This window comes from Lysinibacillus fusiformis, from assembly GCF_016925635.1.
Classification (GTDB): Bacteria; Bacillota; Bacilli; order Bacillales_A; family Planococcaceae; genus Lysinibacillus; species Lysinibacillus fusiformis_F.
On sequence record NZ_CP070490.1, the window covers coordinates 3,219,657 to 3,241,090 of the forward strand.

At 38.9% G+C, this 21,434-nt stretch carries 21 protein-coding genes and 1 riboswitch; of the genes, 11 read left to right on the plus strand and 10 right to left on the minus strand.

Annotation, left to right across the window (positions count from 1 at the left end):
• Complete coding sequence (locus tag JTI58_RS15635) at nucleotides 1-771, plus strand: GNAT family N-acetyltransferase (RefSeq protein WP_205442168.1); 771 nt, start codon at nucleotides 1-3, stop codon at nucleotides 769-771.
• 40 nt (nucleotides 772-811) lie between these two features.
• Here JTI58_RS15635 and JTI58_RS15640 read toward each other — a convergent pair whose 3' ends face one another.
• Entirely contained in the window at nucleotides 812-1,075 is a 264-nt protein-coding gene (locus JTI58_RS15640; protein WP_205442169.1) for a Parvovirus coat protein VP1-like protein, read from the minus strand.
• A gap of 181 nt (nucleotides 1,076-1,256) precedes the next feature.
• Between JTI58_RS15640 and JTI58_RS15645 the strand changes: the two genes are divergently transcribed.
• The 3 genes from JTI58_RS15645 to JTI58_RS15655 all read left to right on the plus strand — a co-directional run bounded on the left by JTI58_RS15645 (nucleotide 1,257) and on the right by JTI58_RS15655 (nucleotide 4,355).
• Nucleotides 1,257-2,306 (plus strand): DUF418 domain-containing protein, encoded by a 1,050-nt coding sequence (locus JTI58_RS15645; protein WP_205442170.1) that lies wholly within the window; start codon nucleotides 1,257-1,259, stop codon nucleotides 2,304-2,306.
• 136 nt (nucleotides 2,307-2,442) lie between these two features.
• Complete coding sequence (locus JTI58_RS15650; protein WP_205442171.1) at nucleotides 2,443-3,078, plus strand: hypothetical protein; 636 nt, start codon at nucleotides 2,443-2,445, stop codon at nucleotides 3,076-3,078.
• A gap of 23 nt (nucleotides 3,079-3,101) precedes the next feature.
• Nucleotides 3,102-4,355, plus strand: coding sequence for a glutathionylspermidine synthase family protein (locus tag JTI58_RS15655; protein ID WP_205442174.1), 1,254 nt, complete (start codon nucleotides 3,102-3,104; stop codon nucleotides 4,353-4,355).
• A gap of 329 nt (nucleotides 4,356-4,684) precedes the next feature.
• On the opposite strand, the gene JTI58_RS15660 is transcribed toward JTI58_RS15655, so the two are convergent.
• Both JTI58_RS15660 and JTI58_RS15665 read right to left on the minus strand, forming a co-directional pair.
• Nucleotides 4,685-6,022: an IS4 family transposase gene (locus JTI58_RS15660; protein WP_205442175.1), complete on the minus strand. Its 1,338-nt coding sequence runs from the start codon at nucleotides 6,020-6,022 to the stop codon at nucleotides 4,685-4,687.
• Nucleotides 6,023-6,494: 472 nt separating this feature from the next.
• Nucleotides 6,495-6,968, minus strand: a complete 474-nt coding sequence (locus JTI58_RS15665; protein WP_205442176.1) for a YbaK/EbsC family protein — start codon at nucleotides 6,966-6,968, stop codon at nucleotides 6,495-6,497.
• 239 nt (nucleotides 6,969-7,207) lie between these two features.
• Between JTI58_RS15665 and JTI58_RS15670 the strand changes: the two genes are divergently transcribed.
• The 3 genes from JTI58_RS15670 to JTI58_RS15680 all read left to right on the plus strand — a co-directional run bounded on the left by JTI58_RS15670 (nucleotide 7,208) and on the right by JTI58_RS15680 (nucleotide 9,266).
• On the plus strand, nucleotides 7,208-8,356 hold the full coding sequence (locus JTI58_RS15670; protein ID WP_205442177.1) for a PstS family phosphate ABC transporter substrate-binding protein: 1,149 nt from the start codon (nucleotides 7,208-7,210) through the stop codon (nucleotides 8,354-8,356).
• A 31-nt stretch (nucleotides 8,357-8,387) separates the two neighbouring features.
• A riboswitch (guanidine-I (ykkC/yxkD leader) is annotated at nucleotides 8,388-8,484 on the plus strand.
• 126 nt (nucleotides 8,485-8,610) lie between these two features.
• Nucleotides 8,611-8,952: a DMT family transporter gene (locus tag JTI58_RS15675; protein WP_205442178.1), complete on the plus strand. Its 342-nt coding sequence runs from the start codon at nucleotides 8,611-8,613 to the stop codon at nucleotides 8,950-8,952.
• Nucleotides 8,952-9,266, plus strand: coding sequence for a DMT family transporter (locus JTI58_RS15680; RefSeq protein WP_205442180.1), 315 nt, complete (start codon nucleotides 8,952-8,954; stop codon nucleotides 9,264-9,266). Before JTI58_RS15675 ends, JTI58_RS15680 begins: the two co-directional genes overlap by 1 nt.
• Nucleotides 9,267-9,728: 462 nt before the next feature.
• On the opposite strand, the gene JTI58_RS15685 is transcribed toward JTI58_RS15680, so the two are convergent.
• The 4 genes from JTI58_RS15685 to JTI58_RS15700 form a co-directional block, all read right to left on the minus strand.
• Entirely contained in the window at nucleotides 9,729-10,613 is an 885-nt protein-coding gene (locus tag JTI58_RS15685) for a glycine betaine ABC transporter substrate-binding protein (RefSeq protein ID WP_205442181.1), read from the minus strand.
• A gap of 83 nt (nucleotides 10,614-10,696) precedes the next feature.
• The gene (locus tag JTI58_RS15690; RefSeq protein ID WP_016991840.1) at nucleotides 10,697-11,551 is read right to left on the minus strand and encodes an ABC transporter permease; all 855 of its coding nucleotides are present in this window, start codon (nucleotides 11,549-11,551) and stop codon (nucleotides 10,697-10,699) included.
• Nucleotides 11,544-12,743 carry a quaternary amine ABC transporter ATP-binding protein gene (locus JTI58_RS15695; RefSeq protein WP_205442182.1) on the minus strand — a complete coding sequence of 400 codons (1,200 nt, stop codon included), beginning with the start codon at nucleotides 12,741-12,743 and terminating at the stop codon, nucleotides 11,544-11,546. Before JTI58_RS15695 ends, JTI58_RS15690 begins: the two co-directional genes overlap by 8 nt.
• A 158-nt stretch (nucleotides 12,744-12,901) precedes the next feature.
• Entirely contained in the window at nucleotides 12,902-13,537 is a 636-nt protein-coding gene (locus JTI58_RS15700) for a GntR family transcriptional regulator (protein WP_205442183.1), read from the minus strand.
• Nucleotides 13,538-13,806: 269 nt separating this feature from the next.
• Between JTI58_RS15700 and JTI58_RS15705 the strand changes: the two genes are divergently transcribed.
• From JTI58_RS15705 to JTI58_RS15720, 4 genes are read left to right on the plus strand one after another with little or no spacing between them, the layout of a single operon-like run.
• On the plus strand, nucleotides 13,807-14,538 hold the full coding sequence (locus tag JTI58_RS15705; RefSeq protein ID WP_205442184.1) for a GTP cyclohydrolase II: 732 nt from the start codon (nucleotides 13,807-13,809) through the stop codon (nucleotides 14,536-14,538).
• Nucleotides 14,539-14,553: 15 nt separating this feature from the next.
• Nucleotides 14,554-15,666 carry a bifunctional diaminohydroxyphosphoribosylaminopyrimidine deaminase/5-amino-6-(5-phosphoribosylamino)uracil reductase RibD gene (gene ribD / locus JTI58_RS15710; protein WP_205447337.1) on the plus strand — a complete coding sequence of 371 codons (1,113 nt, stop codon included), beginning with the start codon at nucleotides 14,554-14,556 and terminating at the stop codon, nucleotides 15,664-15,666.
• Nucleotides 15,663-16,748, plus strand: coding sequence for an FAD-dependent oxidoreductase (locus JTI58_RS15715; protein WP_205442186.1), 1,086 nt, complete (start codon nucleotides 15,663-15,665; stop codon nucleotides 16,746-16,748). The genes ribD and JTI58_RS15715 overlap by 4 nt, the downstream gene beginning before the upstream one ends.
• A 16-nt stretch (nucleotides 16,749-16,764) precedes the next feature.
• A complete protein-coding gene (locus JTI58_RS15720) occupies nucleotides 16,765-17,328 on the plus strand; it encodes a 5' nucleotidase, NT5C type (RefSeq protein ID WP_205442187.1) in 564 nt (187 codons plus the stop codon).
• A 43-nt stretch (nucleotides 17,329-17,371) separates the two neighbouring features.
• Here the strand turns inward: JTI58_RS15720 and solA are convergent, their stop codons facing one another.
• From solA to guaD, 3 genes are all read right to left on the minus strand, one after another.
• A complete protein-coding gene (solA, locus tag JTI58_RS15725) occupies nucleotides 17,372-18,487 on the minus strand; it encodes an N-methyl-L-tryptophan oxidase (RefSeq protein WP_205442188.1) in 1,116 nt (371 codons plus the stop codon).
• Between the two features lie 128 nt (nucleotides 18,488-18,615).
• Nucleotides 18,616-19,965 (minus strand): uracil-xanthine permease family protein, encoded by a 1,350-nt coding sequence (locus tag JTI58_RS15730; RefSeq protein ID WP_205442189.1) that lies wholly within the window; start codon nucleotides 19,963-19,965, stop codon nucleotides 18,616-18,618.
• 51 nt (nucleotides 19,966-20,016) lie between these two features.
• The gene (gene guaD, locus JTI58_RS15735) at nucleotides 20,017-21,384 is read right to left on the minus strand and encodes a guanine deaminase (RefSeq protein WP_205442190.1); all 1,368 of its coding nucleotides are present in this window, start codon (nucleotides 21,382-21,384) and stop codon (nucleotides 20,017-20,019) included.
• Nucleotides 21,385-21,434: the final 50 nt, after the last annotated feature.

Here is a 21,434-nt window from a genome sequence, read left to right on the forward strand (position 1 = left end):
ATGAAGACTGTCACGGAAGAACATTACCCACTTATAAAACAAACAATAAAAACAGCACCAACATTTGTTTATAGTATACTAGATCAAATTATAGAAGGAACTGTCTATATGGATACAGATGCTTACCAAACGTTATTATTCCACACGAAATCAGGAATCTATTATGTATATGGCGATGCAAGTAAGACTTCGATTGATCAACAGCTTGTCTACTGCTTCCAACAGGCCATAAAGCAAAAGAAACGTTTTACCTTATTTTCTTATTCAGAGCAGTGGAATATTAAAATTGAACAATTGCTAAATGACAAGCTTAGAAAATTAGAACGCTACACATTTACATTCGATGAAACTATTTATAATCATCAAGAGAAGCGTGGGGAACGACATTACGAAGTCAAGTCTATTACTGACCATCTTATTAACCATTCACTGGAATTTGATCAGACATATTATGAGGAATATTGGGATGCTACCTCTAATTTCCTCGAAAATGGCTTTGGCTTTTGTTTAGTACATAAAGAGCAGATCATCAGTGAAGCTGTCTCTATTTTTAAATCGAATGAATATGCAGAAATTGATATTATGACAGATTCAAATTTTAGAGGACAAGGATTAGCAAGCAGCATTGCAGAAACATTTATAGATCATTGTCTGGCCAACCAGCTAACGCCTTGTTGGGATTGTGATATTTCGAACACGGCATCCATTCATTTAGGCACAAAGCTTGGTTTTACAACTCCGCAGAAATATGCGATTTATACAAAAAGATAGCCCACGTTGCTTTCGAAAACACCGTGAGCTTTGTCTGTAGTTAAAAGAAACGATTGCGTAATTCGAAAACACGATAGAACAGTCTGGCATCTCTAGCCATTTTATTTGGTGCGTTCATATGGGGGCGGAGGCATTGTTGAAACAATTCATCACAGTATTTTGTGCTACCGTGGCGTTCATAGCATTCATCATGCAGTTTACAGCAAGCATCCACTTCATTTGTAGGGGCGCCTGGTCCTGAGCAACCAGGACCACAGTATCGATAGCCAGGATAACAAAAACCGAGCTTGCGATTTCTATTCATCTTCTAAACCTCTCTTTTCGATGTTTTTACTATAAAATATGTAATGTTTCTTCGTAGAAGAGGATAAAAAACTATAAGACTATTCTTTTTGATTTAAGGTTCCTGTAAGCTTAAAAAAAATTAGCTGTAAGGATGGGAAGTTATGCTATTTATAGCATAAAAGATAAGGAGTTTTTTTAACATGAATCCATCCGTTACACAAAAAGAACGAATCATTTCCTTAGATATTATACGAGGATTAGCGTTATTTGGTATTTTATTTATTAATGTAGGCGCCTATCAGCTTTTAATGGAGGGTGCACCAATGCCTGATATGAGTGGTATCAATGGGGTGATTGATTCACTTATTAATATTTTTATAGAAAAGAAATTTTTCTCTATCTTTTCATTCCTATTTGGGGTTGGTTTTTATATTTTTGCTTCACGTGCAGAAGCGCGTGGGGATAGACCGAAATGGCGCTTTGCAAGACGCTTATTTGCTTTATTGGGTATTGGTATTATTCATATTTTTATTTTTTGGGGCTCTATCCTAGCCATTTACGCAGTGATTGGATTTTTATTGCTCCCATTTTATTCGGCGAAGGTTTCAACTATTTCTAAATGGTTATTTACCATTATCACACTGCATATTCTTGCGCTATTAGGACAAATGTATATGCCGACTAATGCGATTTCGTCAGCTATTTTTGGCTTTTTAGGCAATGATGCCGTGGCCATCTTTATAATGTTTTTAAGTGGTTTCTTAGTCGCAAAAGCTGATTGGATTGGGCATATTGGGGAGCATAGTCAAAAAATAAAACGGCTGCTTTATGGTACTTTCCCTTTCTTTATTGGATTTTCACTATGGATTTGGTTTGCCTCACAAGCAGATGACCAACAGCTTCAATCTATTATTGGCTTAGGGGTTGTTCCGACAACATACTTTTATTTAAGTGGTTTATTTATTCTATTAGAACATAAAACAATAGCCAAGCTACTTCAGCCAATTGGACGTGTAGGGCAAATGGCCTTTACAAATTATTTGGCACAAAGCTTTATTGGAACAGCCATCATTTCATTAATGGGGTTAGAAGTAGTTTCATCATCAGAGATTGTAGTAATCGCGAGTATAACGTTTCTCATTCAAATAATCTTTAGTGTGATTTGGTTTAAATTCTTTACAATTGGACCATTTGAAAAATTATGGCGCTATATGACTTATGGTAAAAAAGTTGTGTCAAAGCAATCATAAAACACTGTAAATCCCAAACAATTCTACTGTTTGGGATTTTTTTTGCTGAAATAAATTGTATGTTTTTGTAAAAGATGAAACCTGAAATGGTAGACAATCGTAGACTAGGTACCAGAAATAAAGGAGCGTATACAATATGGCAAAGCAAATAAAAAAATATATGGCTGTGACAACGGCATCTTTGATGGTTGTACAGCTAGCAGCATGTGGAAATAGTGAAACTCAGACAGTGGAGGAAACCTCTTTAACTACTTCGAATCAGGTAGCAGAAGATCAAAATCAAGCAACTACAAGTAATGAAATAGAAAGTGTTTATACTAGTGAAATGGCTGATGCCTGTGATGAATGGCAAGAAGGTGATGATGGTTCCTTTGAATGTATCGATGAAGATTCACCTTACTATGCACAGCATTTCTTTAATGGTCTGATGTATGCAACGGCTGGCGCAATGATAGGTAGTGCGATATATAAAAGTCGCAATTTAAAAAATGGCATAGATCGAGAGGAGCAGAGCAGTGGTGGTGGTTCAGCTGTGCCACGATCATCATCGAGCGCTAAAGATGAAAGTAAATCAACAAATGGTATAACAAACAGTACGCAAAATAAGGCTGGTTCAACTTCAGGTAGCTCTACTTCAAGTGGATCAAATTCTTATTCGAGTGGTCAACGTTCCTATTCGACGGATAGTTCATCTAATAGCTCCTCCTCAAGCACAGGGAAATCCGGCTTTGGTTCAGGCGGGGCATCTCGTGGCGGCTCGTCCTCCTCGTAAAGTATGGAAAGGAAGCAAAAACGATGATGAATCACACACAGCAACGACAAGCATTCTACTCGAAATTCCCTAAATTCTTTCCTGACTTTGAGGATTTGGAGTATGCGTTATATGATGTTTTAGAATTGCCAAAGCAGCAAATTGATCAACTTCACTATGCAACACAAATCCTTTGGCGCATTTTTTTAAAAGTTGGGAAACAATTTAAACATTTATCGGTCGATCAACTGTTAGCCCTAGGAATTCGACCCGAAATGATACCCTATATTCAACTAGATTATTTACAGCAGCAATCAGTTCTGGCACGATTTGATTTTATTTGTACAGAGGAGGGTTACATTAAATGTTTAGAGTTAAATGGAGAAACACCTTTTCTTGTACAAGAAACCTTTGAGATGAATGACGCACTATGTCAGCATTTTGGCTATAAAAATCCCAATGATGTAACAGCCTTACAAAAAACATTGTCGGGTGCTCTTTTTGCTGCCATCCAATATTTACAAGATGTCAACAAACCAAAGATTGTTATCACGGGGAAAACAGCGAAGGAGGACTACGAGGAGTATTGCCAAGTACAATTTATCAAACACTGTATTCCTTTTGATATGGAGTATGTGCCCATTCAAGAACTGATCATCTTTTCTAGTGACACGTCTGAGGTAGCACAAGGTCTGTATACACCCACAATGGAGAAAATTGATATTTTATTTAGACCCGCACACCCTGTAGAGTTTTTACTAGATGATGTGGCATCGGATGGTGATCGCATTGGATTGCATCTTTTAGAGCTTGTAAAAAAAAGACAGCTGGCAATTATTAATCCACCTGCTGCCTATGTATTACAATCGAAAATCTTATTATGGTTAATATGGGAGCGGAGAAATGATCCATTACTCTTTACTTCCGAGGAACGAGCAGCTATCCAGCAATATATGCTCCCTACATACCTTACAGCAGAACCATTTATACGAGAGGATATACCCTATGTGAAGAAGCCTGTTTATTCTCGTGAGGGAAATACTGTAGAAATTTACGCAGGAAGTGGGCAGAGAGTAAATGCTTCCACATCCACACATTATGATGATAATTTGTTTATTTACCAACAGTATGTGGAGATGCCTAGCATAACAGTACAGTTAAAAGAGGGATATCACGCTAAGAAGTGGCTAATTGGTTCATTTGTGGCGGATAATCAAGCATGTGGTTTAAGCTGTCGGGTAGGCAATCAAATTACAGAATGGGATTCACATTGGTTAGCCGTTGGTTACAAGGAATAACAAATTTATAGTGCTGAAAAACAAAACCACCCATAGCATTTTGGTAAAAGGTGAAAATGGATTTCCGTTGCAGGCTACTTGTTTTCCTGTGAGCGAGCGCCGAACCGCTTCCTTCGCTCCGCTCCGTTTAGAGTTTCGCCTGACTCGCTATCCCACGGGAGTCAAGTAGCCATAGCCGTGTCCTTAAGAAAACATCAGACATCCTACGCCAGATTTTCGTGTGTTTATCTTCTGTTTAAAATGGGTATTACACAAGGAGTGAGGGAAAAATGGCCTCACTAAATAAACTATACAAATTATCCATCCAAATATTGGGTTTACATCGACTTTTAAGAAGTTTTGCGTTTTTTACACTTTAGGCAAAATGACGAAACGTTTCGGGTGAGCGTATCGAAATAGACATATAGCTGTTTTTTCGAATGCCACATACTTTTTAAAAGTCGATTTATTTGTTTCGCAATCAACCGGACCGTCTTTCTTTCACTAATCCTCCGTTTTCTTGTCACCCATAGATCATTTCTCATCATTCCCATGATCATTTCAGTCAATAAAAGCACAATACTTTGAAGATAGAAATGACATAACCATCGTTCAATCTTCACCTTCTTCACCTTATCGACTTCTAAATCTGATTTCCATGTTTTAAATAAGAGCTCGATTTGCCAGCGTAATCGGTAAAGTTCATGAATTTCACTTGCTGGCATATCCTCTGGTACATTTGTTAAATAGATGACCACTCCAGGTATTTGTTCTACTTCATTTTTATGGACTTGCCCTTGTTTCTTTTGACGTCTTCTTTTTTCCCGCTTGTGTAGCTCTTTTTTCTGTTCCTCTGAGAGGCGATAGAGAATACAACGTGCAGGCATTTTTTCGTGTCGTCCTACAAATAATTGGGACCACTCTTTGTATTCGCCACGTACCATATCTAATGCGATTTCTTCTAAATGAATTTGTTTGTAACGGCGACTTTCAATCAATTTCCCATTTGGATGACGAGGTGGATGACTTACTTCGACAAACAATTGCGTATCTTTTTTCGTTTTTGTGATATAGAAAGCACCTTTTGCGTGCACCTTTTTAAAAAAATCGAATTGAAAATAGCCTAAATCCTGTAGAACCAGTTCTCTCTCCTGAATCAAAGGTAATCGCGTCATTCCTGCTGGATTATCGGCATCACGTCCGTTCATTAAATCAAAATAAAGTAGCTGTTGGGTTAAATAATCAAACTCCACTTGCACTTTAACAGACGAACAATGGACACCCTGAAAATTTCCCTGATAGGCATCTGGCAATTTGATCGTTGTGCTATCTAAAATACGTATTCGAGTAAATGTGTATCCCGTTAGCTTGGGGAAGGCGAGTTGAAGCTGCGTTTTGAATAATCGTCCAAAAATGGTTTCCAAAAAAGTAACAGCCCGTTCATCAAAGCGTTTATTAAGAGCCGATTTCGTCATAAATATATCCTGCTCCGCCAAGTCCGTACAAAGCGTTTCAAGCGAATCACTGATAATCTCACTCTTTTTCAAAAACAGAAAGTGTAAAAATTGTGCCGCACTAAACGAACGCTCGCGTTGAATAAAACCCGATAATCTACCCACCTCTTTTACTTCATTTTTCCCAAGTATCTGAAAAAGTGGCGCAAGTAATTGAATATTTTCTGGTTTCATTTTGCTGGACCTCCTTTATCAAGTGTACTTATCTATACCTTGATAAGAGAAATATGAACCAACGAATAAAGGAAATCACTAAGGACACGGCTATGGTCAAGTAGCCTTCCACTCCAACCCATTAATATGTTTTTTTAGCAGCGGTTTTCAAATAAAGTGAAGGTGTTCACTACTTTATATGGAGAGGTGTTGTCACGCATCGCTTCTCCACATTTTTCACTACGGTTAGTATGAAAGAAAAGGAATTTGCAGAATGGTTGATTGGAGTGGAGCCAGCGTCACAGAGAAGACCCTTGAGCGAACGGAAGTGAGTGAAGCGGCTCATCGGACGCCCCCTGGAAAGGACGCTGGCGGAACGGAAATCAACCCCTCGCTTTGCCAAAAGGTCTTTTTCTGTTAGTGACATTAACTTTATTCAACAACATGAATTGGTGAGACTTTTAAAAGTTTCGCCAATCGTTTCGTTTAGTCCTTATTCATTCCAGCCTTTACAGACATCAATCCATTCTTTATAGGGTGCATACGTTTCGAGCTCTGAAATCGTTACCTCGATGGCTGAATTGCTACTACCACAGGCTGGAAATACTGTAGTAAAACGTTTCAGTGATTCATCTAAATAAATGGCTACGCCTTCGTTTACACCAAAAGGACACACACCTCCAACATCATGGCCAATCATCGTCTCCACATCATCTTTGGATAACATCTTTGCCTTCGTACCAAATAGGGCTTTGTATTTTGCATTATCGATTTTAGCATCACCTGCAGCAACGATTAAGATCGCACCATCATTCACAAGGAAAGATAAAGATTTTGCAATGCGTTCAGGCTCACAGCCAAGCGCCTGGGCTGCTAATTCAACTGTTGCGGAGCTTTCTTCTAATTCTTGTATTTTGTGTTCTACATGCCATTGTGCTAAATGGTGACGTGCTTTCTCAATTGCCATATGTACATCCTCCTACTCATATCAATTATGCCTTAGCATAGGTTGTCGAGATTTTTTGAGATTATTCGAGAAGCTCCCTTTTCTATAGAGGCGAGTTTTCTACATTCATACAAAAAGCATTCGTTAAATCAAGACAAAATTAATTTTACCATAATTTTCAGAATATATGGTTGTGAATGCTTTATCTTTCGATTACCATGGGTGTGAGGAGTGTAAAATTACACTAAGGAGGTTTTTGTATGCTTAAGTTTATACAAATAGTATCTATTCTAATTGGTTTATCAGTTGTGACATTAATGGTCGCACTCATTATCACATTGAGTGGTGGCATGCATTTAATTAATTTAGTCTTTACTGTACCCGCTTGTTTATTTGTCTGGATTGTTTGTAGCATGTTTAAATGGACCAACACAAAAAAAAGAAGAGGCTTGCTATTTGGTGTCATGGGAATCGCCTTATTGATTGCTGCCATCAAACCAATTCAACATTATTATAAAATGAGTATTCCTACTGTGGATGCGGAAATGGATGTAACCGTTTATCAGCCATTTACGCTTGGCAATGAAGTGGTAAAATCTAATGAAAAAGCTTCCTTACAATTGACAGAGTCTTTGCCACGGTTAGATGGTGCAACAGCCATGTATCCTTTGTATGCGGCTTTTGTGGAGGCTACTTATCCCAAAGGTGACTATCCTCCATATAATAGTAGAGTTCAAGTAAGCCGTACACCAGAGGCCTATCAAAATTTAATTGCAGGAGATGTTGATTTGATCTTTGCGGCAGCACCGTCCACCTCACAAGAATGGCAAGCTGAAAAGGAAGGTCTTACGTTTGATATGACGCCAATTGGTCGAGAGGCATTTGTCTTTTTTGTGCACCGTAAAAATAAAATTGATAATTTAACACTTGAGCAGGTCCAAAAAATATATGCTGGAGAAATAACGAATTGGCGTGAAGTGGGTGGTGAGGATGAGGCCATTCGTGCTTTCCAACGCCCAGCAGATAGTGGAAGCCAAACGACACTAGAAAAATTGATGGGCAATACGCCAATTATGGAGGCACCGACTGAAGATGTTGCATCAGGAATGGGTGGAATCATTCGTGAAGTGTCACAATATCGAAATTATAAGAATGCCATGGGCTTTACGTTTAGATATTATTCTACAGAGATGGTTGGTAATAAAAAAATCAAATTACTATCCATTGACGGAGTAGCACCAACAAAAGAGAATATTCAAAATGGTACATATCCTTTAGTATCTGAATTTTTTGCCATCACAGCTGGTACAGAAAATCAAAATGCTCAGAAACTGATTGATTGGATACTTTCTGAGGAAGGGCAAGCGATGGTAGAAAAGGTCGGCTATGTACCAGTGGAAAATCATTAAATAGTTTGCTATACTAAGAGTAATAATCGAATAAAAAGTTTTCTAGGGTTCCGTAGCTATTGCTAGTCTGGTCCGAGAGAAAACCACAAATTGATTTTGTGACACGGAAGGATAAAAGCCTGGGAGATACTGTTTAAAAACAGTTTCTTCAGGCTTTTTTTGTTTGGCTAAAATCGAATTATTTGGCGAATGCTGAAAAAGTATTTGGATTAACCAGTTATTCGGCCGTGTCTTATCAAATGGAGGGATTTAGGATGAATAAACAGTGGATCAGTGTCATAATAGCAGCTTGCTTTGAAGTAGGCTGGGTCATTGGTTTAAAGCATGCAACTAGTGTGCTGGAATGGATTGGAACAGCTATTGCTATTTTTATTAGTTTTTATTTGCTCATTAAAGCGGGGGAGCATTTACCAGTTGGGACAGTCTATGCTATCTTTGTCGGATTAGGGACAGCGGGTACCGTATGTGCAGATAGCTTACTGTTTGGAGAACCGTGGAAATTAGCAAAAATAGTATGTATTGTTTTGTTACTTGCAGGGGTTGTGGGCTTAAAGCTTGTAACGGGAGAGCCTAAGGAACAAGAGGTGACTGAATAATGGCATGGATGGCATTAGTTGTTGCAGGGTTATGTGAGATGATGGGCGTGTATATGATTAGTAAATATAATAAGACGAAGAGTATGAAAAATTTAGGGCTGTTGATTGGTGCATTCACCTTAAGTTTTGCAGGCCTTGCCTATGCGATGGAAACATTGCCAATGGGTACTGCCTATGCGATCTGGACAGGAATTGGTGCTGCTGGGGGAGCCTTGCTAGGTATGCTATTTTTTAATGAATCAAAGGACTGGCGACGCATGGTTTGTATTGTCCTTGTATTAGGAGCAGCAATAATGTTGAAATTGCTATCATAATTAAACAGGCACTCCTGCATAGTGTTGAAAAAAAACAATCAATAGAATTTTTGTGAATGGTGAAAATGGTTTCCGTTGCAGGCTACTTGCTTTCCTGTGGTCGAGCGCCGAGCATCCCACGAGAGTCAATTAGCCTTCCACTCCAACCCATAAAAATGTTAACTTTTTAGCAAAGGTTTTCACTACCCTTTATGGAGAGATGTTGTCACTACACATTGAAAATAGGAGCCTATCTAATTATACAAATCATGGGCTATTTGATCGCTACGGTTAGTATGAAAGATAACGCAAAGACACTTTGCAGAATGGTTGATTGGAGTGGAGCCAGCGTCACAGAGGAGACCCTGGAGCGAACGGAAATCAACCCCGCACCTTGCTAAAAGGTCTTTTTCTGCTAGTGACATGATCTTTTTTCAACAACAAACAGGCACTCCTGCATAAGCGGAAGTGCCTGTTTTTATATTATTTTTTTACATCTTTTGTCCATTCAGCCACTTTATCTGGATTAGCATCAATCCATTCTTTCGCAGCATCTTTTGGATCTTTACCATCCATTACTTCTAACATAACACTTTCTAAATCTTCTGCTGTCCAGTGGAAATTATCTAGAACTGAGTATACATCTGGTAAATCTTCTTTTAAGCCTTTACGAACGAATGTATTAATCGTTTCTTCTCCACCAAATACACCCTTTGGATCTTCTAAGTATTTAAGATCATATTTCGCAAATTTCCAGTGTGGTGACCAACCTGTGACAATAATTTCTTCCTTATCTTTCAGCGCTTTAGATAATGCTGTTGTCATCGCGCCAGAAGAAGAAGTAATAAAGTTCCAATCTGCTAAATTATCATATTCTTCTAATGCTTTTTCTGTCGCAGCGGTAATTCCCGCACCTGGCTCAATACCAGTGATTGTATGATCTGCTTCATTTGTTAAATCTTCAATAGAATTGACATTCATATAGCTTGGTACAACTAAACCAATTTTTGCACCAGCAAGGTTTTCACCTAGCTCATCTAAATCAGCTTTATATTTTTCATATTGTGAAGCATGTGTATGTGGTAGCCATGCAGCCACCATTCCATCAGCTTCTCCTTTCGAGACAGCCTCCCACATGATCGCATTATCCAAAGGAGTTAATGTTACATCATAGCCTAAATCTTCGAGTACCTGCCCAACAACATTCGTTGAGGCAATTTCTGTATCCCACTCAACATAGGCTAGGTTTACCTCCTTAGAATCACTGTTTTTACCAGAACTTGAGCCTGAGTCGCCTCCACTACATGCAGCAAGCATGAAGCCTAGGCCTAGTGCCATTCCTAACTTTGATAGTGTTTTCAGTTTCATCGAATCTCCCTTTCTCTTCATCGTTTTGTATCAGACTGCCGCCATCCATCGGAGGATGGATGGTAGCAAGAAAGATGACGTTTCTATAATGCTTTCTTTTTATTGAAGCTTTGTGTTAAGCGATCAATAATGATTGCGAAAATAACTAAACCTAAACCTGCAACGAAGCCATTCCCAACTTGGGTACGTTGTAGGGCCGTTAATACTTCCCGTCCTAGACCTGGAGCCCCGATCATAGAGGCAATAACTACCATAGAAAGTGACAGCATAACGGTTTGGTTAATCCCTGCCATAATTGTTGATTTAGCAAGGGGAATTTCTACTTTAAATAATTTTTGGCTAGCTGTACTACCATAGGAGTCTGCAGCTTCCACTAATTCTTTTGGTACTTGACGAATACCGAGGTTTGTCATACGTACAGTTGGGGGTAAAGCAAAGATAACGGATGCAAAGACACCAGGTACAATACCAATACCAAAAAAGGCAACAGCCGGAATTAAATAAACAAAGCCAGGCATTGTTTGCATGAAATCTAGTATTGGTTTAATAATGTTTTCAGCTACCGTTGATTTTGACATTAGGATACCAAGTGGAATACCGATGATGATGGATATAATACTGGAAAAGATCACAAGCGTGGTTGTTTCCATAAGATGAGTCCATAATCCTTGGTTATAGATAAACAACAAGCCTATTAATGAGAATGCAGCAAGCCCTAACTTTTTGCCTGAAACGAAGAAGGCAAATATCACGACAAGAAGTATAAGAATAATGGCTGGGATACTAATTAATAAATCAGTGACCTGATTCATGAGTAGTTTTCCGAATTGCTGAATAGAGTTAAAGAACGCTGAAAAATTACTCGTCAACCAGTCCATAGCTGATTCTACCCACGGAGCTAGTGGTAATGTTGGAATATTATCTAAAAAGTTATTCATGTGCTTCGGCCTCCTCATCGCTCGTTGACAGTGCTTGGATGACAACGCCCCTAATTAGTACACCAAGCAAGCGACCATCTTTCACAACGGCAATAGGAGTAGGAGAATTATAGATCATCCCTAAAATATCCTGTAGTAGCATATCTGGTGGAACTGTTAACACTTCTGATTGCACAATAGAATGGACGGTTTGCTCTTGTTTCTTAGCTGCAGCCAGTGCATCGTCTGCAGTGATATAGCCTTTTAAATGTCTATTTTTATCAACAGCCATTAATAAACTAACAGCTTCTTGACGCATACGTTTTAGTGCCACTTTAGGGCCATCTAGGTCTGTATTGACATAAACTGGTCGTACCATGACATTTTCAGCTGTCAATACTTTTGAACGATCCACATCTTCCACGAATGTTTTGACATAATCATTTGCTGGGTTGGTTAATATTTCTTCTCCCGTACCAATCTGAATGATAGAGCCATCCTTCATAATGGCAATGCGATCCCCAATGCGTAATGCTTCATTTAAATCATGTGTGATAAATAAAATCGTCTTTTTCAATGTTTGTTGTAGATCGAGTAGCTCATCTTGCATTTCTTTACGAATCAATGGATCAAGTGCAGAAAATGCTTCATCCATTAGCAGTATTTCAGGATCATTTGCGAGGGCTCGTGCTAAGCCAACACGCTGTTGCATACCACCTGATAATTGACTTGGATACTGATCTTTGTATGCGAGTAATCCGGCATTTTCTAAAGCTTGTTCAGCTTTTGCTTGCCGTTCTTCTTTTGAAATGCCTCGAATTTCAAGGCCATATTCGGTGTTTTGAAGTAATGTACGATGGGGGAATAAACCGAAGTTTTGGAAAACCATGCTCATTTTGTTTCTTCTTACAGACCGTAGACTTTCTTTTCCCATAGTAGAAATATTTTCTCCATCGATATATATATTTCCGCTCGTTGGTTCAATAAGGCGGTTTAAGAGCCGTATAAGCGTGGATTTGCCACTTCCCGACAATCCCATAATCACAAAGATTTCTCCTTCGTTGACAGTAAAGCTTGCATCGTATACACCAACAGTTGCACCTGTTTCTTTTAAGATATCAGTCTTACTTTTTTGTTGCTTAACGAGTTCTAGTGCTTGGGGAATATGTTTGCCAAACACTTTCGATACGTGTTCTATTTTAATTTTTTCCATAGAAGCACTCCTTTCGTAGAATATTACTATGTGAGGATAACGATACCCAAAAATAAACAAGTAACAACCTTACTGTAGCAAAGGGTTGTTACTTTTGTCAAATCGACAAATAAGAAAAAATCCGCTTAAACGCTGTTATATCAGCGCTTAAACGGATTTTAATTTGGGTATAAAAAGCTTTGAACTCTGGCGAAACTTTCATCATTTCCAACAAAATAAATAATGTCACCTTCTTCAAATGAGACATAAGGACCAGGTGATAGTAATAATTCATTGCCACGTCTAATACCAACGATGGTACTAGAAGTATTTTGCCAAAAATTTAAAGCTTGTACAGTTTGATGAATGCATGGACTATCAGCTGTCATTTCTAATTGATAGGGAATGAAAGGATTGACTGATCGATAATGCTCTGTGCGACTAATTAGTTGCTTTGCCTTGTCTTGCAAATTAATCAATTCTTGATGTTGCTTTTGAATACTTGTCAAAAGCTCATTTTGTATTTCATGAATCGATTGGACATCATGAAACTGTCTGACGAATTGAGCCGCTTTTTCATACGATTTTATAATTACGCCGCTACCTTTAGAGGCTTCAACAATTTCTAAGTCTTGCAAAACGGCAATAGCTCTTCTTGCAGTCTCAGCCGAAACATTATATTGACTGGCAAGAGAGGATCTTGCGTATATTTTATCGCCAATGCTGTATTTTCTTTCGACAATCTTGGAGGCGAGGTCGATGGCTATTTGTTGATATTTTGGTTGCTTTAATTGAACAGTTTTTTCTAAGTTCATGTTAAACTTCCTTTCGTCATTACAGTACCACAGCTTATTATAGACTAGCCTGCACAGAAAAAATAGCATCTCCATAAGCTAGTAGTATATGATGAAAAAGTAATAATAAAATTTCCGTCTCTAACAATTATAATGAAAGAATAATAGCTGTTGTTTGACACTTTTTAGTTATTATTATAAACTAAGTTACGTTATGTAAGTGATGTGAAAATACATGTGCTCAGTTGGTGAATTTAGCCAACTGTTTCTATAGAAGGTTGGAGATTAATATGACAATTACGACTAAAGTGATGGACTTAGTGAAAGATAAAATGACAATAGTAAAGCATACGAACACAGAAAATATTTGCCTAGTTGGACCAGTGAATTTGCCTGTAAAACAAGGTGATTTTTCTGCAACTTTTCAATGGTATAACTGGCTTAAAATCGATGCAAATTTAACAAAAGAAGAAATCATTGATGGATTAGCGGCTGCCAATTTAGCCTTTTTGCAACAATCTTCTGTGCTTGTATATGGTGATTTTACCCACTCAGAAGATGCTTTAATCCGAATGCATAGTATTTGTCACACAGGTGACATTTTTGGCAGTCAGCGCTGTGATTGTGGTTACCAGTTGCATGAGTCCATGAAAATGATTGTAGAGCATGGCTGTGGTGCCATATTTTATTTAGCTGATCATGAAGGTCGTGGTATTGGACTATTCTCTAAATCTCTTGCCTATTTATTGCAAGAGGAAGGGTTAGATACAGTTGAAGCAAACCATGCACTTGGCTTCCCAGACGATACACGTTCCTATGAAGAAGCACTTGCGGTGTTAGCTACGTTACGTACCAAACCAGTAACCCTGATTACAAATAATCCGAAGAAATTGGCTGCATTACAGGCTCGCGGCATGGCTGCGGAAGGGCATGTTCCTTTATGGGGCGGTTTGACAGAGACGAATCGTTTTTATTTAGAAACGAAGGTTGAAAAATCTGGACATTTACGCGAAAAGCAATAGGTGGAGGTTGCGATGATGATGAATGTAGATGAAAAGTATATGCAACTGGCACTAGATTTAGCAGCTAGTGCAAAAGGAAATACGAACCCTAATCCACTTGTTGGGGCTGTAATCGTGAAGAACGGCGTGATTGTAGGAACAGGTTTACACAGAAAAGCAGGAGAACCACATGCTGAAGTGCATGCTTTTCGAATGGCTGGAGAGCATGCACAGGGTGCTACATTATATGTAACGCTAGAGCCTTGTTCACATTATGGTAAGACACCACCTTGTGCGAATCTAGTGAAGGAATCTGGTGTCAGTCGAGTGGTAGTTGCTATGCAAGATCCAAACCCAACTGTAGCAGGTCGTGGTATTCAATTGCTGCAAGAAGCGGGAATAGTGGTAGAAGTAGGTGTTTTAGAGCAACAAGCGCGCCGTTTAAATGAACGTTTTATTCACAATATGCTTACAAAACGCCCATTTGTTATTTCGAAATTTGCCATGACTTTAGATGGGAAAATTGCCACGCATACAGGGCATTCGAAATGGGTAACAGGTGAGGCAGCACGTGAAGATGTTCACCATCTTCGCCATGAAGTAGATGGAATTTTAGTTGGCGTGGGTACTGTTATTGCTGACAATCCCTCTTTAACAACAAGATTAAAAGAAGGATACGGAAAAAATCCAACACGTATTATTATCGATAGTTCTCTACGTACACCTGACCATGCAAATGTGTTAAATACGGAGGATGCACCAACGATTCTGGTTTGTAGTGACGACGTAAGCCAAGAAAAGATTCATTTATTTACAGAAAAAGGTGTTACAGTGTTATCTGTTCGAAAAAATGAATATGGGCTTCAGATTGATGAGATGCTTGAAAAGCTTTATGCACACGGCATAACGGATATTTTGCTAGAAGGCGGAAGTAAAATGAATGCTTCCTTTTTACAGCAAGGTGCAATCGATAAATATGTGGTATATATAGCGCCTAAAGTTCTAGGAGGGAATCTATCGTTAACACCGTTTGCTGGCTATAATCCCTCTCTCATGCATGAGGCATGGGATGTTGAATTTGCTTCATTTGATAAAATAGGCGAGGATTTGCGTATTATTGCTTATCCAAAGCAAGGTGAAGAAAAGTGAACTATCAAGCAGATATCTGTATAGTAGGGGCAGGTCCAGCAGGTGCACTGTTAGCCTACCTACTTGCTAAAAAAGGGCTGTCAGTAATCCTACTAGAGCAAAATGCAGCACTTGGTCAGGCATTTCGTGGCGAGCATTTAAATGAGGAAGGTGAGGCTGTTTTAAAAAGTCACCATCTTTTTGAAGCAGTCGAGGCACTTGGCATCTTACGAATGGAAAAGCTTGAGTATTATGCTGGTGGCAGAGCATTTAAAACGATTCTTCCAGATAAAGCAATAGGACATTTAGGCATTCATGTACCTCAGGCCAATTTATTAAAAGGAATTTTACAAAAAGCACAACCGTTCCCTAACTTTACATGCTTGCTACATACAAAGGTAACAAAGCTGATTGTGGATGCTTCAGGTCATTATAGAGGCGTTTTGGCGACAAAAAACGGAGACCCTATAAAGATCGATAGCCAATTAATTATTGGTGCTGATGGTCGTTATTCTACCATTCGTAAGGAAGCACATATTGATGTTCAGAAACAAAAGCATGGCTTTGATTTATTGTGTGCTAAAATTCCTGCACCCACTGATTGGGAGCCATCTATAAAAATGGCACTCATCGATGATAAGCAGCTGTCATTGTTTACGCAAGTTGGTGGTTATATTCAAATAGGCTGGAATATCGAACAAGGTAGTTTCCCTCAGCTCCGAAAACAAGCATTTACACCCTTTATCCAGCAGCTTGTGGAGGCATTTCCAGAATTAGCGGAGTCCGTACAGGCACAGATAACGTCTTGGCAAGATTTTGTTTTGCTTGATGTCTTTAGTAGCCATTGTAATAGTTGGGGAACAAAGGGCCTTGTCTTGTTAGGGGATGCCGTTCACACAATGACACCAACTGGCGCTTTTGGGCTGAATAGTGCACTGAAAGATGCAGATTGTCTTGCATCATTGCTAAATAAAGACACGCTAGCACATTTTAACGTAGAAGATTTTCAACAAATGCGTGAGCAAGCCATTGAGGAAGTATTAGCAAAACAAATTGAAAAAGAGCAGACATTTGCTTCTAACTTTATAAACAAGGCTTCTTGAAAGGACGAACAACTAGATGAAGTTTGGCTTTGATATAGATGACACATTAATTGATTTACGAGCACATGCCTTTTCACTCTATAATAAAAAGCTTGGTAAAAATGTTTCCTTTGAAACCTTTCAAGCGATACAGCGAGTGGAAATTCATGAACCATTTGGATTAACAGACGAGGAAGGTTCAGCCATGTGGAATAGCGTATTAGAAGAGATCTATTTTACGGACTGCCCATCTTTTGAAGGGGCATTAAAAACGCTCCAAACTTTAGCAGAGCAAGGACATGACATTTACTATATTACATCTCGCCCAAAACAATACTGTGCGCAAACAAAAGCGTGGATGGAAGCACAGGGCTTTCCAATAACAGACGGTCATTTTTTCTGTGGCATGCAAGATGCAGAAAAAGTAGCCATTATAAAAGAGCTTGCTTTAGATATTTATGTAGATGATAAACCAGCAGTACTTGAAACGCTTCATGATGTGAAAACTAAGGTGATCTTAAAAAATCAATCCTATAACCAGCATGTGAATCTTCCGCGTTTATTTGATTGGCAAGCGTTTCAAACCATGTTTCAAAATTAAAGGATTGGTGCAACGACTAACCGTTGTACCAATCCTTTTTTTGCTAAAAACGACTAAGCTTAAAGGTAGATAAATCTTGTTTACTTTTGCCTTCTACAACTAATTCCGCAAGGGCTTCCCCAACAGCACTACTAAATTTAAAGCCATGACCAGAAAAGCCTGCAGCAATGACAATATTCTGATGTTCAGGTAAAAAATCAATAATGAAATCTTCATCTGGTGTCATCGAATACTTACATGTTTTTCCGTATTTAAGCGTTCCATGCTGAGGCATAAACTGATCAATGAAATTTTGTAAATCAACTGTATCAGACGCATCAAATGGACGTAGAGGGTCGTTCGGATTGACCACATCACCGCCATCGTGTCGTCCAAGCTTTAACCCAGCTCCATCAATGCTTGGAAAACCGTAGTAGGTCGAATCTGCAAATTCAAAGCAATAGGCTGGGAAAACTTCATCACGATATAGCTGCTCATCCGCCTCAAACCATGCAAAGGTTTTCCGCGTTGGTGTGACGGGTATGCTCACGTCTACTGTTTGTAGTAACTCTGTTGCCCATGCACCCGCGGTTACTATTAAGTGCTTTGCTTTATAGCTATTATGTACTGTTTGAACCTGTACAATATCACCAGCTTGGATAGCCAATACTTTTTCATTTGTCTGTAAGCTTACACCAGCCTCTAAGGCTAATTTTTTATATGCTCGAATACATGCTTCAACACGAAGGACGCCTGCAGTCGGCTCAAAGCAAGCAACTAAATTTGCTGGCAAGAATAGCCCTGGCCATTTGTTCATCGCCTCAGCAGCTGAATAGTGTTCGAGTGCTAAATCATAGAGTGCAGCACTAGCCTTCACATTTCGAATAAAGGCACATGTTGGTTCGCCAATATTGACCACACCGGTTTGTAAAAATAAGCTTTCATTTACTAATGACTCTAGCTCATGCCAAAGCTCACCAGCTCTTTTTACAAAAGGTACATAGCTAGCCCCTTCACCATAAGCAAAACGAATGATTCTTGTATCTCCATGATGACTACCTTCTTCATGCGGGGGAGTAAAGGCATCTAGCATAAGAACTTTTTTACCTTCCTTTGCTAAATAATAACCAGCCGCCATCCCCATGGAGCCAGCACCAACTATTATGACATCATAGTCCATTCTAATCCCTACTTTTTTACTCTAGTATAACAGATTAACAGAAAAGGAAACAGAAATTTTAGAAAATAAATAGGCACAACACCTGCAAATCCAAATGGACTAGAGGTGCTGTGCGTTGTAGATACCTGCTATTTTGAGTTTGGTAGAATTTTATTAAGGAAAATCGCTACTAGCGCTGCCGTTGCGATAGGCGACCCAAATAAATATTGAACGGTTGTAGGTAATGAATATAGGAAATCATCAGGCAATAATGTCAAAGCTAACGTTAAAATAACAGGAATCGCAATGACATACATTTCCTTTTCGCCAATATGTTCATTTTTCATGACCTGCAAACCACTAATGGCAATTATACCGCAGACGATCACAAATACACCGCCAATAACAGCCGAAGGAATCGCTGAAATGAGTGCCGCTAATTTTCCAGAGAAGCCGAAGACGATAAACCAAATACCTGCTGCTATAAATACTCGACGGCTCGCAATCCCTGTAATTGAGATAACACCTGCATTTGTAGAGTAACCAGTAACAGGAGTGGAACCAAGTAAAGAAGCAATAAAGCAGCCAATACCTTCACCAATAACACCACGATTAATTTGCTTATTAGTTAACGGTTGGTCGATAACATTGCTAATGGCAAACCATGTTCCTGTTGTTTCTGCCATTAAGACAATATAAATAATGACCATTGTGATAATGGCAGAAATATTAAAACTAAAGCTAAAATCTGCAAATGGAATTTGTGGCATACTAAACCATTTTGCTTGCGATACGGGAGATAAATCTAAAACACCCATGATATTGGCTGCAATACTACCAGCAATTAAGGCAATGATGACAGAAGCAATTCGGAATAGACGTCCTTTTTGATGGAAGACTGTGCCTAACATAACACAAATAATTAACACAAATGCTGAAATCAGCGCTAAATAGATGTTTTGATTAATGGATGCTCCTGCTCCATTAAAAATATTATCACTTAAACCGACAGGCATTAAGGACAGTCCAACCACAAAGATAATCGTTCCACCCACAATTGGTGGAATAAATGTTTGGACAATTTTATTGAAGATGCCTGTATAGCCTAAAATAATAACTAAAATGGCACCAATTAAACTAGCACCAAGCACAGTACTCCACCCTAAATCACCACTACCACTTGCTGCATAGATCCCAATAATGGCACCAAGTGGAACATAGGATGGACCTTGTGCCATCGGTAATTTCATACAAAAATGTGTTTGCACAATCGTCGCAATCCCAGCTGCAATAAAGGTTGATTGAATGAGTGCGCTTGCCTGACCAGTTTGTAAACCGATTAGCATGGCAATTAAAAATGGTACGACGTAAACATCCATAGCCATAACATGCTGTAAACCGAGTAGAGCGGATTGACCGAACGAGATTTTTTCATCTGGTAATACGGTTAATTGTGTTTGTCTTGTTTGATTAGTTAGTTTTCTATGTTGTGTTTCCACGAAGTTGTACACCTCAAAATGATAGATTTTTATTAGAAAATAAGAGAATGATTAGTCTCTCGTATGAACTTTACTTCCTTGCACCCATACCTCACGGATATTTTCTGGGCGTACAAGATACATGATTTTTTGGAAGATATCGAGTAAATCTTCATTTTGATCAAAAATCGGAAGCTTAGCAGTAGGGATTTTTGTATCGATAATTTGTACATCCCATGTATAGTTTTCCTGTAAACGTCCAATTGGAAGACTTAAGCTTTCTCCACCACCAGCTGTCGCGAGATAGAAGGCCTCATTAATCGTAATGCGTGAATTTGGCACACCACGGTTTTCGGCGGTAATGGTTGTATCTACACCATCCTCTAACATTCTCGATGACATAACAGCCTGTCTTGCATTATCAAAAAGACTTGGAGAAAATCCACCTGAAACATCTGAGCCTAATCCAATATCAACGCCCATAGCATGGAAGCGGGCGATTGGAATCACACTGTTAGCAAAATAGGCATTAGAGATTGGACAATGACCAATGGCAGTGCCAGTTTCAGCAAATAATCGGGCATCCTCATCACTTAAGAAATTACAATGAGCCATGACAGATTTATCACCTAACAAACCAAAGTCATGCAAGGCAACTGCATCATTTTTCTGGAATCGTTCTTTGACGTAGCCGTGTTCCCAGTCACTTTCACTACAGTGAGATTGAATATGTGTATCGTATTTCGCAGCCAATTCACCTAAGCCCTTTAAGGCACCGTCAGTACAGCTTGGAATAAAGCGAGGCGTGACAACAGGATAAACACCCTGTTTAGCTGTTTTGGCTAAATCTTTTACAGCTAAAATAAATTCCTCCGTATCCTCTAATGCAGTTTTTGTGTTTTCATCTCGATAAAAATCAGGATTTTGCTCAGGATCATCCATGACTACTTTTCCGACTAATCCTCGCTGTCCCTTTTCAGCACAGATTTTCGCTAAAAGTACGCTGGCCTCCTTATGAACCGTCGCAAAATATAATGATGTAGTTGTACCATTGGCAAGTAGAGTGCTTACTAAATCCTCATAAACCTCTTGAGCAAATGCTAAATCAGAAAATTTTGATTCGATAGGGAAAGTATATGTGTTTAACCAATCGTATAGAGGAATGTCTAAAGCTGTCCCAGATTGTGCCCATTGAGGTGCATGTACATGCAAATCGACAAATCCTGGTAGGAAATATTGCCCTTCAGCTAATGCATGGAAGTTATTTTGATCTTGATATGTAGTGAATAGTTGTTGGTAATCCGCGTGTTCAGGAGCGACTGTTTTAACAATCATGCCGTCAGCATTAATGAAAAATAAATAATCTTTTAAAATGTGAACGTCAGTAGCAGATTTACTAGTAAAAGCTGTCCCTTTGAAAATATGCGTATATTCAGTCATAAAAACCACCTTAATGTTCGTTTATTGATAATAACACGGATTATTATAGG